General features: G+C 41.8%; 12 protein-coding genes. 8 read left to right on the top strand and 4 right to left on the bottom strand.

Annotated features, from left to right (window positions below; translation table 11 throughout):
- Positions 1-9: 9 nt before the first annotated feature.
- The gene (locus MHM98_RS12590; RefSeq protein ID WP_239439683.1) at positions 10-1,161 is read right to left on the bottom strand and encodes a metallophosphoesterase; all 1,152 of its coding nucleotides are present in this window, start codon (positions 1,159-1,161) and stop codon (positions 10-12) included.
- Between the two features lie 369 nt (positions 1,162-1,530).
- Here MHM98_RS12590 and MHM98_RS12585 point away from each other — a divergent pair, with 369 nt between their 5' ends.
- From MHM98_RS12585 to MHM98_RS12575, 3 genes are all read left to right on the top strand, one after another.
- A complete protein-coding gene (locus MHM98_RS12585) occupies positions 1,531-3,627 on the top strand; it encodes a winged helix-turn-helix domain-containing protein (RefSeq protein WP_239439721.1) in 2,097 nt (698 codons plus the stop codon).
- A 107-nt stretch (positions 3,628-3,734) separates the two neighbouring features.
- Positions 3,735-4,850: a ribonuclease D gene (gene rnd / locus MHM98_RS12580; protein WP_239439682.1), complete on the top strand. Its 1,116-nt coding sequence runs from the start codon at positions 3,735-3,737 to the stop codon at positions 4,848-4,850.
- Between the two features lie 28 nt (positions 4,851-4,878).
- Entirely contained in the window at positions 4,879-5,301 is a 423-nt protein-coding gene (locus tag MHM98_RS12575; protein WP_239439681.1) for a hypothetical protein, read from the top strand.
- A gap of 61 nt (positions 5,302-5,362) precedes the next feature.
- On the opposite strand, the gene minE is transcribed toward MHM98_RS12575, so the two are convergent.
- The 3 genes from minE to minC are packed head-to-tail and all read right to left on the bottom strand — an operon-like array spanning position 5,363 to position 7,198.
- Positions 5,363-5,617 carry a cell division topological specificity factor MinE gene (gene minE / locus MHM98_RS12570; protein ID WP_239439680.1) on the bottom strand — a complete coding sequence of 85 codons (255 nt, stop codon included), beginning with the start codon at positions 5,615-5,617 and terminating at the stop codon, positions 5,363-5,365.
- A complete protein-coding gene (gene minD / locus MHM98_RS12565; protein WP_239439679.1) occupies positions 5,617-6,429 on the bottom strand; it encodes a septum site-determining protein MinD in 813 nt (270 codons plus the stop codon). The genes minE and minD overlap by 1 nt, the downstream gene beginning before the upstream one ends.
- A gap of 19 nt (positions 6,430-6,448) precedes the next feature.
- Entirely contained in the window at positions 6,449-7,198 is a 750-nt protein-coding gene (gene minC, locus MHM98_RS12560) for a septum site-determining protein MinC (RefSeq protein WP_239439678.1), read from the bottom strand.
- A gap of 105 nt (positions 7,199-7,303) precedes the next feature.
- On the opposite strand from minC, the gene MHM98_RS12555 reads away from it, so the two are divergent.
- The 5 genes from MHM98_RS12555 (at position 7,304) to MHM98_RS12535 (ending at position 12,560) form a co-directional block, all read left to right on the top strand.
- Positions 7,304-7,576 carry a YcgL domain-containing protein gene (locus tag MHM98_RS12555; RefSeq protein ID WP_239439677.1) on the top strand — a complete coding sequence of 91 codons (273 nt, stop codon included), beginning with the start codon at positions 7,304-7,306 and terminating at the stop codon, positions 7,574-7,576.
- A gap of 18 nt (positions 7,577-7,594) precedes the next feature.
- The gene (locus MHM98_RS12550) at positions 7,595-8,572 is read left to right on the top strand and encodes a lytic murein transglycosylase (RefSeq protein ID WP_239439676.1); all 978 of its coding nucleotides are present in this window, start codon (positions 7,595-7,597) and stop codon (positions 8,570-8,572) included.
- Between the two features lie 95 nt (positions 8,573-8,667).
- Positions 8,668-9,117, top strand: a complete 450-nt coding sequence (locus MHM98_RS12545) for a YcgN family cysteine cluster protein (RefSeq protein WP_239439675.1) — start codon at positions 8,668-8,670, stop codon at positions 9,115-9,117.
- Between the two features lie 24 nt (positions 9,118-9,141).
- Positions 9,142-10,323 (top strand): M14-type cytosolic carboxypeptidase, encoded by a 1,182-nt coding sequence (locus MHM98_RS12540; RefSeq protein ID WP_239439674.1) that lies wholly within the window; start codon positions 9,142-9,144, stop codon positions 10,321-10,323.
- 155 nt (positions 10,324-10,478) lie between these two features.
- Positions 10,479-12,560 (top strand): CapA family protein, encoded by a 2,082-nt coding sequence (locus tag MHM98_RS12535; RefSeq protein ID WP_239439673.1) that lies wholly within the window; start codon positions 10,479-10,481, stop codon positions 12,558-12,560.
- Positions 12,561-12,748 lie beyond the last annotated feature (188 nt).

Genomic DNA, 12,748 nt, shown 5'->3' with positions numbered 1-12,748 from the left:
GCAACATCACTAGTGAGCTTGGCGTGTATTAAAAAGTGTATGACGGTGGCCATCAAAAGAAATACGGCTGTAAACGCCATCGTCAATTAATAAGATTTCTCCTTGCTTGCCGCGCTTGATGCTTGAATCAATCGCGATAACTTTGTTATCGAACTTGGATAAAATGAGATCTTGCGAGGTGTGGCCGACAATGATGCGATTTGCGTTATATTGCGCAAGGATTTCGTCAATATCCTTCATCGTTGCGCCACTTGATTTGAAATAACCGCGATACCATAACACGCCGTTTTTACCGTGAATGAGCTTCGCTTGTCGATTGCGTTTTCGTTTAATTTCACCAATGACTAAGTTCTCTCTAAAGATGTCATTGATTTTAGTTAGTGGCAGCTTAGCTTTACTCATCATAGGGGAGATGCCACCATGCATGAATAAGTTACCATTGATCTTGATGACTGCAGGCTTGCTGCGCATCCATAGACCCAATAGGGTATTTCGTCCATAGAGTGCGCGCACATTGGTATCGAGTAGTCTTGCGGTTTGGAAGTATTTCTCGTTAACGTATTTTAATTTTCCGTTGAGAACCATAACTTCGTGATTACCGAGTAAGAAATGTACATCACCGCCAGCGAGTCGCGCTTGATGTTCAAGTTGATAAACAAACCACAGAGCTTCATTGACTTTATCACCGCGATCGAGAATGTCGCCTGTGATAACCAAATGCCCATTGCCAAAGCGCCAATTTCCATCTTTGTCGATAATTTTACCGTTGAGTAGTACTTGTTTAAACACATCGAATTGACCGTGAACATCACTTAGTGCCGCAATCTTATAGTCTCCTGAAAACTCTACTGCTTTAGGGGCTGTCGCTAAATTGTTAAATAGTTTTAATGACTGTCTACATTCGTCAAACTCGATGGGAAAGGCGATTTGATTCTCAACGTGTTTAAATGGTTTGCCATTGCAAATCCACTGCGTCTGAGTGAGATCTTTGGCAAAAGAAATATAAGGACCATCAAACGCACTATGTTGTCGTTGACCGCTATGAGCGAGTTGGGTAAAAACCAGTATTGTTGAAATTGATGTGATAAAAAGCAGTCGACTAAACCAATGTCTGCTGAGCAGGCAAGAGGGCTGTAAACGGGAGAGTAGTGAGGTTGTCATAACGTATATTCCAAGGTAATTGATAATAATTTTAGTGAAAACATCATAGGAGCTTTGCGTTCAAGGTGTATCCTCTTGGTGTCAGTTGTGTATCTATTTTATTTTGTGGGCAAAAGAAGAGCGATAGAGATTGAAAGTTGAAGCCTTATTTAACCCTTTATAAACAGCCATTTAAAAATTGATAGAGATAGAATCGATAATTCGAGATAAAAACAGATGGCGTTTGCAGGTGTAAATTCTTGAATTGTTTCCTTGTCACAGGTATACAGTTGTTGCCTAATGTTAGGGCATATAATTAGTCGTTTAAATAAGCAGTTTACTCGTCAATGAATCAATAGTGAGTCGGTTAATTTCGAGGAATAAGTAGTGATGAAATACAATCAGGTATTTGAATTGGGCAACGTAAAAGTGATTCCCAATCAATACATTATCGAATTTAGCGACCAAAACAGTGTTAAGTTACAAGGTAAATCGATTCATGTATTGGCTCACCTAGCGGCAAATCACACTAAAGTTGTTTCTCGAGAAGAATTAATCGACGAAGTTTGGAATGGCAATGTGTATGTTGGTGAAAAGGCGCTAACTAATGCAATTTGGCAACTTCGCAATACCTTCAAGACAAATGGCGAATCATCGCAAGTCGTGGAAACCATTCGCGGTATTGGTTATCGGTTGGTTGATTCGCCGATATTCATTGAAGAGATTGTCCCAGAGCGCATTGTAAAATCTTCTGCACCAACCTTAAGCCGAGTTAAATTGATGGTGGCAGCAATGTTAATAGTTGCTGTATTAGCAGGAATGTCGGGCATTAACTACTTTAAAAACTCTGCTAAACAAACATTTTATGCGCCAGAATTGGTTACACGAGCTCCTGGCACTGAATCCTATGTTGCTCCTTCTCCTGACGGCTCTCAGCTCGTTTATCGACAGCGTGCAAGCAATCGAAATACCTACTTGGTGTTAAAAGATCTCGATGCAAATGATGAAATCATACTGACAGATGATAGTGCGCGAGAAGGCATTATTCGATGGGCGCCAGATGGAAAAACAATCTACTTTTCTAAAAAACAAGGTAGCGATAATTGCGCCATCGTTAGCTTTAATATTGCAACTCGTTTAAGTAAATATCTTGCTGATTGCATTCCTGGTAATGACTTTGTTTATATGGATGTGTCGTCTGATGGTTCAACGTTAGCGTTTCAGGGACCACAGAATGAATTTAGTGATAGTGGTATTTATTTTCTTGATTTAAACGAACCAGCATCAGTGCCTGTTAGATGGTCTTGTTTTTCAGAATGTAAATATCGCGATAGAGACATTGCGTTTTCGCCAGATGGTATCCATTTGGCAGTAACTAAGCGACAAAGTCTACTTAGTGAAGATGTATTTTTAGTAAATATGCGAACTAATGAGCAAACTCAACTCACCTATGGAGTGCAAGATATTAGTGGCTTAGATTGGCACCCCGATGGACAGCGACTAGTATACGCAACGCGACAGGCAGGTGTTAGACAAGGCTTTATCGTAAATACTAAAACACTGGAAACTGTCAAATTACCGATTGAAGGTATCCGCTTTCCTGCTTTTTCTCATGCTGATGCAACATTATATTTTGAAAGTAGAGTGGCGTTTCAAGGTATTTCAAAAATCGCTTTCGACAAACCTTTCCCGACATTTAATGAGCCACTTGTTAGCTCCATGTTTAGTTATAAAACCCCTGATTACGCTTCTACAAACGATCAAATTGCTTATGTATCAAATACCTCGGGGCATTATGAACTTTGGACAATGAATTCAGACGGTACAAATCATCAACAATTAACCGACTTTAAAAAGAAAGTGTCATATCCCAAGTGGTCTCACAAACAAGATAAAATCGTATTTGTCCTTAGTGAACCGGAGCTGGGAAATAACAGCATCCATATTTACGAAATGGCGAATGGCCAAATAAAAGAAGTGCCATCTCAATTCGACGATCACGGCAGACCAAGATGGCACCTAGACGACCAATCAATCTTGAGTGCTATTTCACAAGGCAACAATACAGATATTTATGAATTGGATATTGAACGCGATCAACAAACCCGTCTTACTTTTGATCGCGGTTATTTAGCTGAAATGTCAGCACAGGGGGAGCTCATTTACAGCCGCAGTGGGCGAGGATTATGGAGAAAGTCGCTGTATGGTGAAGAAGCGGCGACGGAAATTTTAAATCGCACAGAGTTAAATAGTCGCTATGCGTGGTCCCTCGACGGTGAACATGTTTATTATCAACAGTCTAAGCCGTCTCATTACGCGATAAAGCAATATGATTTAGCCACTAAAAACACTAACTCACTGGTGACCCTAGCTAAGAGTGCTTTGTCGAAGAACGCGAATATTAGTGTTAATCACAATAAGCAAATTATCTATTTTACGTCGAAGGATCGCACCGTCGGTAATATCTACCGATTAAATATCGAGTAAGTCACTGGTTGATAGCTATTTCACTGCCAAGTTAGCTATAATACGCGACAACTATTTAGTCGTTGCGCCATCGCAAGCTCGTTGGCGAGACAGTTCAAGGAAACTTCGTGATCACTCCACAATATATCGATACGCATTCGGCGTTAGTAGACTTATGTAACCATTACCAATCAGCCACAATATTAGCAATAGATACTGAGTTTGTGCGTGAGCGAACCTTTCATGCGGCATTAGGGTTGATTCAAGTTTATGACGGCGAGCGATTGGCGTTGATAGACCCTGTCGCAGTTGAAGACCTATCGCCATTTTGGCCATTGCTAACCAACAAGGCGATAGTTAAAGTGCTACACGCTGGTAGCGAAGATTACGAGGTATTTAAACACTATGGTAAGTGCGTGCCAGAGCCTGTTGTTGATACACAGGTAGCGGCGGCACTTATTGGTTTGGGTTCGAGTTTGGGCTATGCCAAACTAGTGCAAGAGTTTTGCGATATTGAGCTAGATAAAGGTGAGTCGCGTACTAATTGGCTTAAGCGTCCACTAAGCGATGCCCAGCTTAGTTATGCGGCGAATGATGTTATTTATCTGTATCAGTTGTATCAACCCTTAATGGCGCGAGTTAAAGATTCTAATCGTTTAGATATTTGTGTCGAGGAATCGATGCGCTTGGCTAATCGCACAGTGATTCGTCCGCCGATGAAAAAGTATCTCGATATTGGCAACGCATGGCAATTAAACACCGTGCAACTGAGTGTGCTACAGCAACTGTGTGAATGGCGCTTTGCGACAGCGGTTGAGAAAAACCTTGCGTTGGGTTTTGTGGTTAAGGACGCTGAGCTGTTTAATATTGCTAAGTTAATGCCGCAATCTAAGAATCAACTCTTTACTATCGAAGCGCTGCATCCGATGGTGGTTAAACGCTATCACAAGCAAATCTTAGACGCAGTTAAAAAGGGGAAAGACAACCCGACGCCGCCAAGTCCGTTAACACGCTTAATTGATTACCCACAGTACAAACAGAAGTTTAAAGCAATTAAATCTTTAGTCGGTGAGATTGCCCAACAACACAATATTCCGCCAGAGATGCTAGCGTCTAAAAAGCTGATTCACGAAGTGCTATCGGATGTGTGGAAGGCAGAAGGTGAGAAATCTGGTAATCAACCTGTGTTAAGAACAGGTTGGCGTAAGGTGCTTGTCGAGCTAGAACTTCTAAAGTTAATTTAGTTAGTGGTATTAAGTATAAGGAAAAAGGATGAAGTTATCTTTCTTGCCAGTAGCAGTATTGTCTCTTTTGGTATTTAGCTTTGACGCTTTTGGTTGCTCTTGTAGTCGAAATGTTGATGCGAAGAAACTGTATAGTCAATCTGATAAAATAGTGATTGGTAAAGTAGTTAAGTTGCAATTATTTACAGATGAACGTGGCGTAGAATACCAAGAAGTCACATTATCGAATAGTGAGGTAATAAAGGGATCACTGCCAAATGTGTTTAATGCTTACCTTAATGGTTCTTCGTGCTCAGGAAATTCTTTTAGTATCGGACGAGAGCACATTGTTTTTCTCTATTCTGATGATTGGACAACCGGATATTGCGGCGGAACTAGCCAGATTCACTCTTATATCGAGGTTCAAAATCAACTGATTGATAGTCTAAGGAAAGAAGCTGCGAAAGAATAGTCGAGTTATCCTAGAAAAATGCCAACACTAAGTTGGCATTTTTCGTTATTTAAAGCTGTGATTACTGCTTATCAGGCAGTGTCACGTTAAGTTCTAATACCGCTAAATCGTCTGACTGATCAACTTCCACGCTGACTTTGTCTTCTGAAATTTGTACGTACTTAGAAATCACTTCTAAGATATCGCGTTTTAGCTGCGGCAAGTAATCTGGGCTTTTGCGATCGTTGCGTTCGTGGGCAACGATAATTTGCAAGCGCTCTTTGGCTAATGATGCCGTGGTCTTTTTATTACTGCGGAAATAATCGAGTAGGGCCATTACTTACCTCCAAAAATACGCTTTAAGAAGCCTTTTTTCTCTTTGGTTAGGAACCTAAATTCAACTTCTTGTCCTAACAGACGGTCGATGGTGTCGTTGTATGCTTGGCCTGCGTCGCTTTCACCATCTAAAATCACTGGCTCACCTGAGTTAGAGGCTTTTAGCACTGCTTGTGACTCTGGAATAACGCCCACAAGTTTAATCGCTAGAATATCTACAATATCTTCAACGCTTAGCATTTCGCCTTCGTCAACGCGTGTTGGATTGTAACGCGTTACTAATAGATGCTCTTTAATCGGCTCTAAACCTTGTTCAGCACGTAGTGACTTAGATTGTAAGATGCCTAAGATACGATCTGAATCGCGTACAGAAGAAACTTCTGGGTTAGTCGTAATAACCGCTTGGTCGGCGTAGTAAAGCGCCATCATAGCGCCGGCTTCGATACCTGCTGGAGAATCACAAACGATGAAATCGAAAGACTCTTTCAGTTCTTCAATGACTTTACCAACGCCTTCTTTAGTTAACGCATCTTTATCGCGTGTTTGCGAAGCTGGCAAAATGAAAAGGTTGTCGACGCGCTTGTCTTTGATCAGCGTTTGGTTGAGGTTTGCTTCGCCATTGATCAAATTAACAAAGTCATAAACTACGCGGCGCTCACAGCCCATGATCAAATCTAAATTACGCAAACCGATATCGAAATCGATAATCACGGTTTTGTGTCCTTTCAGCGCAAGGCCCGTGCCGATAGCAGCACTTGAAGTTGTTTTACCTACACCGCCTTTACCCGATGTAACAACGATTACTTGAGACATGTTCTCTTCCTTTTAAAGATTATGCGTCCAACAGCGGCTCAACGGTGAGCTGCTCTTGATCTAATGTCACGATGCCGGATTGTTGCCATAACGACTTTTCGATGGCGTCGCTAACCCAATAATTGCCAGCGACAGAGACTAATTCGGCTTCTAATGATTGGCAGAAAATCGCGCTACCTTTATTACCGCTAGCACCTGCTAGCGCGCGGCCACGCAATTTGCCGTAAATATGAATGGAGCCATCGGCGATGACTTCCGCGCCATTGCCCACTGAACCGACAATAATAAGGTCGGCGTTTTTGGCGTAAATTTGCTGACCAGAACGAACATTCTGGCGCACTATCATATCTGGCGCTTTAATTGGTTCGCTTACAGGTGCAGCTTGCGGGACTTCTTTGATGACCTCTTTTACCACTTCTTTAACGGTTTCTTTGACAAGTGGTTTAGGTTTATTGTCATTCGCTTTAGGTGGCTGCAGCGTTGCTAACCCTGCTAAGCGGGCTAGTTTTTTTTGCTCCGTTGTACCGTTGCAAATTCCAACGCAAATAAAGTCTTTCGCTTCAATTGCCTGCTTTAGGGCTGAAAAATCGATATTTTCTTCAGTAACTTGTTCAATGTTAACGACTAATGGAGCGCGGAAAAAGAAAGCCGGTGCTTGCTTGAGTTTATTGTCTAGCTGCTGGGCTAGTTTATCTAAATTGTTGTCTTCAAGCATCAGAATGGACAATGGGAATAGGCTGCCTTTTAATTCGGCGCTAGTTGTCGGCATTGATAGAAATCCCAAAAAGTTATAAACGTGTTATGTTTTGCAAAGGCTCATGGTATATTCTCGCTTATTAGTTATCAAGTTGTCCGTACAGGTTTTTAAAGTCCCATGATTGTTGCCGTTTATAAAAGTTCGAAAAAAGCAGATACCTATCTGTATATTGAAAAAAGAGATGATTTTTCACCTGTGCCTAAGTCATTACTCGAAACGTTCGGAAAAGCGAAGTTTGTGATGTTAGTACCGCTAACAAAGCGCGATCTCGCTATAGCGGATAAAGAAAAGGTAATGGCAGAAATTCGTCAAAAAGGCTTCTATTTACAACTGCCGCCGCCAGAAGTTGACTTATTGAAAGAATTTAAACAGAATCAAGCGAAAAAATAATAACTTAGGAAGATAATTATGATTGCTCGATTACTGGCATTCACCGCGATGAGTCTAATAGCTTTTAATGCTAGCGCCCAATCGGGATTATCTTTCTATCAATATGTAAAACAGCTTGAAGCGCAAATGGTAAAAGATGGCGCCGATGCCTCGCAAACCAAAGCAGCTTTTAGCGGTGTTAAATTATTTAAAAAAGCTGTTGTCGTGCAGCAGCGTGAACGCAAGAAGGTTAAAACACTCGATACCTTTTTACCGCGTTTAGTTAATGAGCAGCGCGTTAAAAAGGCTAGAGCACTTTATAAACAGCACCTGCCGCTGCTGAAAGAAATTGAAAAGAAATACCACATACAGCCGCGTTTTATCGTGGCGTTATGGGGAGTTGCTAATGACTTCTCTGATGGTGTTGATGGTTACAATGCACTCAGTGTGTTGAGCTCACTGGCCTACTCAAATCAACAAGATTCACACTACCAAAAGCAAATAAAGGCGACGCTGGCATTATTGGCGGCGTCTGATATTGGTATGAACGAGGTTAAGAGTAACTGGGCAGGCAAGCTTGGTTTGTTTAATCTTGAGTCCACTCAATATTTAAATAGCTTTCAAGATTATAACAACGATGGCCGCAGTGACATTTGGCATTCATTAGGCGATAGCTTTGCCACTACGGCAAAATTGATGGAAGACAGTGGTTGGGAGCAAGCGTACACTTGGGGACGTCAGGTAAAGCTTCCAAAAGATTTTGATCAAAGCCTACTTACCACTGGCGATTACAAGCCGTTGTCTGAATGGAAGTCTTTTGGTATTACCCGATTCGACAACCGCCCATTACCTAGTGCAAAACTCACCGCAAAATTGGTAGCACCTGACGGCATTAAAGGTCGTATCTATCTGACTTATCATAATTTTGAACATTTATTGACGTTAACAGATTCATTATATAACGCGATTGCGGTGGGATATCTGTCGAACCGAATTAAATTCCCACCTATTCAATAGCTGAAAATTTGCGATCTCATACGTGATTAAATCTGCCTATTAAGATGGCTTGGGTATATACTACGCCACATTAGCACTATCGTATTAATCGCATTATGACCGACAATCAGTTTTGGAAAGAAAAATCACTATCGCAAATGACCGAACAAGAGTGGGAGCTATTGTGCGATGGTTGTGGTAAATGCTGCCTCAATAAAGTCATCGACGATGAAACTGATGAGCTGTATTTCACCAACGTTGCTTGCCAGTTATTAAACACTAAATCTTGTCAGTGTAGCGATTATCCTAATCGCTTTAAGAAAGTACCTGATTGTTTTAAGGTGACACTGGAGAATCGCGATAGTTTCGGATGGTTACCAGCAAGTTGCGCTTATCGTTTGCTCGATGAAGGAAAAGAGCTGCCAAGTTGGCATCCTTTGCTTGTTGGCAGTAGTAAAGACATGCATCGCAGAGGGCAGTCGGTGCGCAATAAAGTCATCAAAGAATCTCAAGCGGGTGATTTAGAAGATCACGTGGTTTATTGGCCGCTAAAATTTGAATCATAATAGGTATATAAAATATTGAACATTATGTTTAAAGTAGCCATGGGGCTAGTTGTCTTATTCTCACTATCTGCCTGTCAGCAGCGCGCTTTACCTGCCAATATCGATGGCTCAATCGCAGCGCTAAAATCAATTTCGGGGCAAACAAGCTGCTCTTCATTAGGCATATTCGTTGAATATAGTTTTGACAATGCACGAGTTAACGGTTGTGAAATCACGGCCAATAAGGTTTCTTTGACCATAACTCCTGAAAACACGCCGATTAACGATAGTGCGTGGTATGCGTTTAAAATAAGCTCGGCGCGAGTGCAGGACACTGAGATTGAAATCAATTATCAAGCTGGTAGTCATCGTTACGCACCAAAAGTTAGTGATAACCTCAAAAGTTGGCGTGAACTAGAATACACTTCGACTAAATCGCAGTTAACATTTACCGTTGAAACATCACAACAAGCACGTTATATAGCAGGGCAAGAGATTGTCGATAACCATGCTTATAAGCAATGGATTGAACAATATCGCCATCGCGGGGACATTGTTGTCGCGAGCTTAGGTAAATCAATTCAAGGGCGCGATATTACTGCGCTGGAAATCGCCAATGCCAATGATAAAGAGTGGTTGATTGTGCTTGGGAGAATGCATCCGCCAGAGGTCACCGGTGCGCTGGCGTTATTTCCTTTTGTTGATGTGTTGTTAAGCGAGCAAGGACAGGCGTTTAGAGAGCGCTTTAATATCTTGGTAGTGCCAAACCTTAATCCTGATGGTGTTGCTAATGGACACTGGCGTCACAATGCCGATGGTGTTGATCTCAATCGCGATTGGAAATCCTTTAAACAAGTAGAAACCCGCCTAGTGCGCAATAAGCTTAATCAAATTACTAATCGCGGTGACAAAATAGCGTTTGCTGTCGACTTTCACTCCACTCACCGCGATGTGTTTTATACCTTGCCATCTGACTATGGTATTAAGCCACCATTGCTGGTTGAGCAATGGCTAGCTCAGTTAGCACAAGAAGTGCCGCAGTTTACCGTCAATAACAAACCCGGCACCAGTAACGTTGGTGTGTTTAAACAATTTATTGCTGACACTTATAAGGTTCACGCGATCACTTATGAAATGGGTGATAATACCAATCGACAAGTTATTGAGGACGTTGCAAAGGCTGCGAGTAAAACTTTGATGGATAACCTGTTAAAGATTCAAAAATGACCTATGAGTGACGCCCAACTTTGGCGTATTTCTTAAAACGCAGCACATAACCTAACGTTATAGAAATAGTACATTCTGCTATTGGTTATTGATCTTATGGCTTGTTAGTGTCAATCATTTCCCGTCTATCAAGTTAATGAGAAGAGAGTGTATTCATGAAATACTCGGCAATAATCTCCACACTACTTTTAACGTCTGCTAGCGTCGTAAACGCAGCTGATATTTCGCTATCGGGCAGTATTACCGATGAAGCGAACAAGCCACTAGCTAATGCTAAAATTACCATCGCAGGCCAAGACTTTTATACCAACCAAAAAGGGCAATTTGCGATAACAACGCCGCAACGTGCTATCTATCAATTAGCAATTTCTAAGGGAAACTACTATCAGAGTGTTCAAACCTTTAGTGATTATGAATTATCACTGCAAACCAAGGACACGAAATCAATTGCACCGATTTCATTAGTCGAAAAGAAGCAAGGGCGCGCCATGTTGTCATTTGGTGGCGATGTCATGATGGGACGTCGTTTCTATCAGCCAAAATTTAGTAATCCTGTGCTCATTAATGAAGGCTCTATCGAGCAAGATAGCAAGCGTATTACAAAGCAAATTAAACCTTATATGTCGGTTGCTGATTACGCCTCAATCAATTTAGAAACGCAAATTGCTAGCGAGCGCCCTAAACAAAAAGCGCCGAAATCTATCGTTTTCTACACCAGGCCAGAATCACTTGCAGCATTAACTTGGGCTGGTGTTGACTACGTTACCTTGGGAAATAATCACACCTACGATTTTATGGATGAAGGATTGCTGTCGACACTAAATGCGCTGAAAGAAAGTGGTTTAGGCTTTTCTGGTGCAGGTTTTACTGAAAAAGAAGCACTGGCGCCGCAGCATACCACCATCAATGGCGTCGATTATTCGATGTTAGGTTACGTTGGTTGGACAGGAAGTTTTTCGCCAACCCAAACGGCGACGGCAACTAAAGGCGGCGCTGCTTATGGTGATGAAGCTAATATTAAGCGTAGCGTTGCAGCGGAGAGTGCAAAAGATCGCACTGTCGTTGTGCAATATCACGGTAGTTTAGAATACGCTAGTGAACCGACGGTGATGACTGAGCAACGCCTAAAGCTTGCTGTTGATAATGGCGCTGATATCGCGATTGCTCATCACTCTCATGTCACCCAAGGTTTTGAAATATACAAAGGTAAGTTACTTGCCTATTCGTTGGGTAACTTTATTTTCGACCAATATTTCTATGCCACGCCACATACCTTTGTACTGAATGTTTGGATGGATGGTGAACAATTCCACCGTGCTGAAATTGTGCCGATCTATTTAAAAGGTTACCAGCCGACACCAGCGACAGGACCGCAGCGCGCCAAGTTACTCAAACGTATGCAAACATTATCTAACAAGCGCAATACGGCGGTTAGTTTCTCTGGCGGCCATGCGGTTATTCTGCCGCAAGGCTCGGCGCAACAAAGCAGCTATGTAAAGCGTTCATTACCAGTTGTGGCGGGACAAAAAGTCGTATCTATCCCAGCCAATAATTGGCAAGGACTACTCACTCAAGTTGATGCTAGTGATAGTTCACTGCGCTATCGCTTAGGCACGGAATTGAGTAACGCACGTACCTTAGAGTCATTTAGCGCTTTTGATAGTCCTGAGCGCGGTTGGAATACTGACTCGAGTGATTTCGAGCTATCAAACAACAAAGCCTACAGCGGTCAATATTCATTAACGACAAGCATTGCTGGCAAAGCGCAAGAAGCGTTAGCGATGACTAATTTTGCACGTGTCTTTAATAGTGGTAATCCAATGACTGTTGATTTGACGGTGAACGTTGAACAAGCCACTAACGTTAAGGTTTATTGGCAAGGTCGCAAGAGAAAAGACAAGCTTAATGATGCGTTAAACAATGGTAAAAAGCATTTAATTCAATCTTTTGATATCGATAGTGACAAGGGGAAATGGCAACAGCTGTCTGCGCATTTCAACTCACCACGTGGTGGTTATCGCGGATTGCGCTTTATTGTTGAGTTTGAAAACAAGTCGGCCAAAAGCAACGCGATTTATGTCGATGATTTATCCTTCATTCAATGGAATAGTGCGTTTACCGCCGTTAATTCAGCGCCGATTAGCAATGAGTTAACCTCGCAAGCATCAGTTATTGAGTTTAACCGTTCGCTGAATAAAAAGGATAGGGTAGTGCTGAATTATCGTCAGCAACGCTAAGTTTAAATATTGATAGTGGGGTTGTTACCTAGGGTAGCAGCCCCTTTTTTATGGTTTGAAATCGCTCTGAAGATACAAGTGGATTCAACGTTTACAGGTTACTTATTTTAATAGTTATAGTTTCAGCGTATTTGAAGAATAGCCATAAAAAAACCGCCATTAGTACTAGTCTAATGGCGGCTCAACAA

Source organism: Psychrobium sp. MM17-31 (assembly GCF_022347785.1).
Classification (GTDB): domain Bacteria; phylum Pseudomonadota; class Gammaproteobacteria; order Enterobacterales; family Psychrobiaceae; genus Psychrobium.
This window is presented reverse-complemented; position numbering and strand designations above follow the sequence as displayed.

Bases quoted from the DNA above. Each gene is read 5' to 3' on its own strand.
- minC (WP_239439678.1), bottom strand. From the start codon at position 7,198: ATGCCGACAACTAGCGCCGAATTAAAAGGCAGCCTATTCCCATTGTCC.
- MHM98_RS12550 (WP_239439676.1), top strand. From the start codon at position 7,595: ATGATTGCTCGATTACTGGCATTCACCGCGATGAGTCTAATAGCTTTT.
- minD (WP_239439679.1), bottom strand. From the start codon at position 6,429: ATGTCTCAAGTAATCGTTGTTACATCGGGTAAAGGCGGTGTAGGTAAA.
- MHM98_RS12590 (WP_239439683.1), bottom strand. From the start codon at position 1,161: ATGACAACCTCACTACTCTCCCGTTTACAGCCCTCTTGCCTGCTCAGC.
- MHM98_RS12535 (WP_239439673.1), top strand. From the start codon at position 10,479: ATGAAATACTCGGCAATAATCTCCACACTACTTTTAACGTCTGCTAGC.
- MHM98_RS12575 (WP_239439681.1), top strand. From the start codon at position 4,879: ATGAAGTTATCTTTCTTGCCAGTAGCAGTATTGTCTCTTTTGGTATTT.
- MHM98_RS12540 (WP_239439674.1), top strand. From the start codon at position 9,142: ATGTTTAAAGTAGCCATGGGGCTAGTTGTCTTATTCTCACTATCTGCC.
- minE (WP_239439680.1), bottom strand. From the start codon at position 5,617: ATGGCCCTACTCGATTATTTCCGCAGTAATAAAAAGACCACGGCATCA.
- MHM98_RS12585 (WP_239439721.1), top strand. From the start codon at position 1,531: ATGAAATACAATCAGGTATTTGAATTGGGCAACGTAAAAGTGATTCCC.
- MHM98_RS12545 (WP_239439675.1), top strand. From the start codon at position 8,668: ATGACCGACAATCAGTTTTGGAAAGAAAAATCACTATCGCAAATGACC.
- MHM98_RS12555 (WP_239439677.1), top strand. From the start codon at position 7,304: ATGATTGTTGCCGTTTATAAAAGTTCGAAAAAAGCAGATACCTATCTG.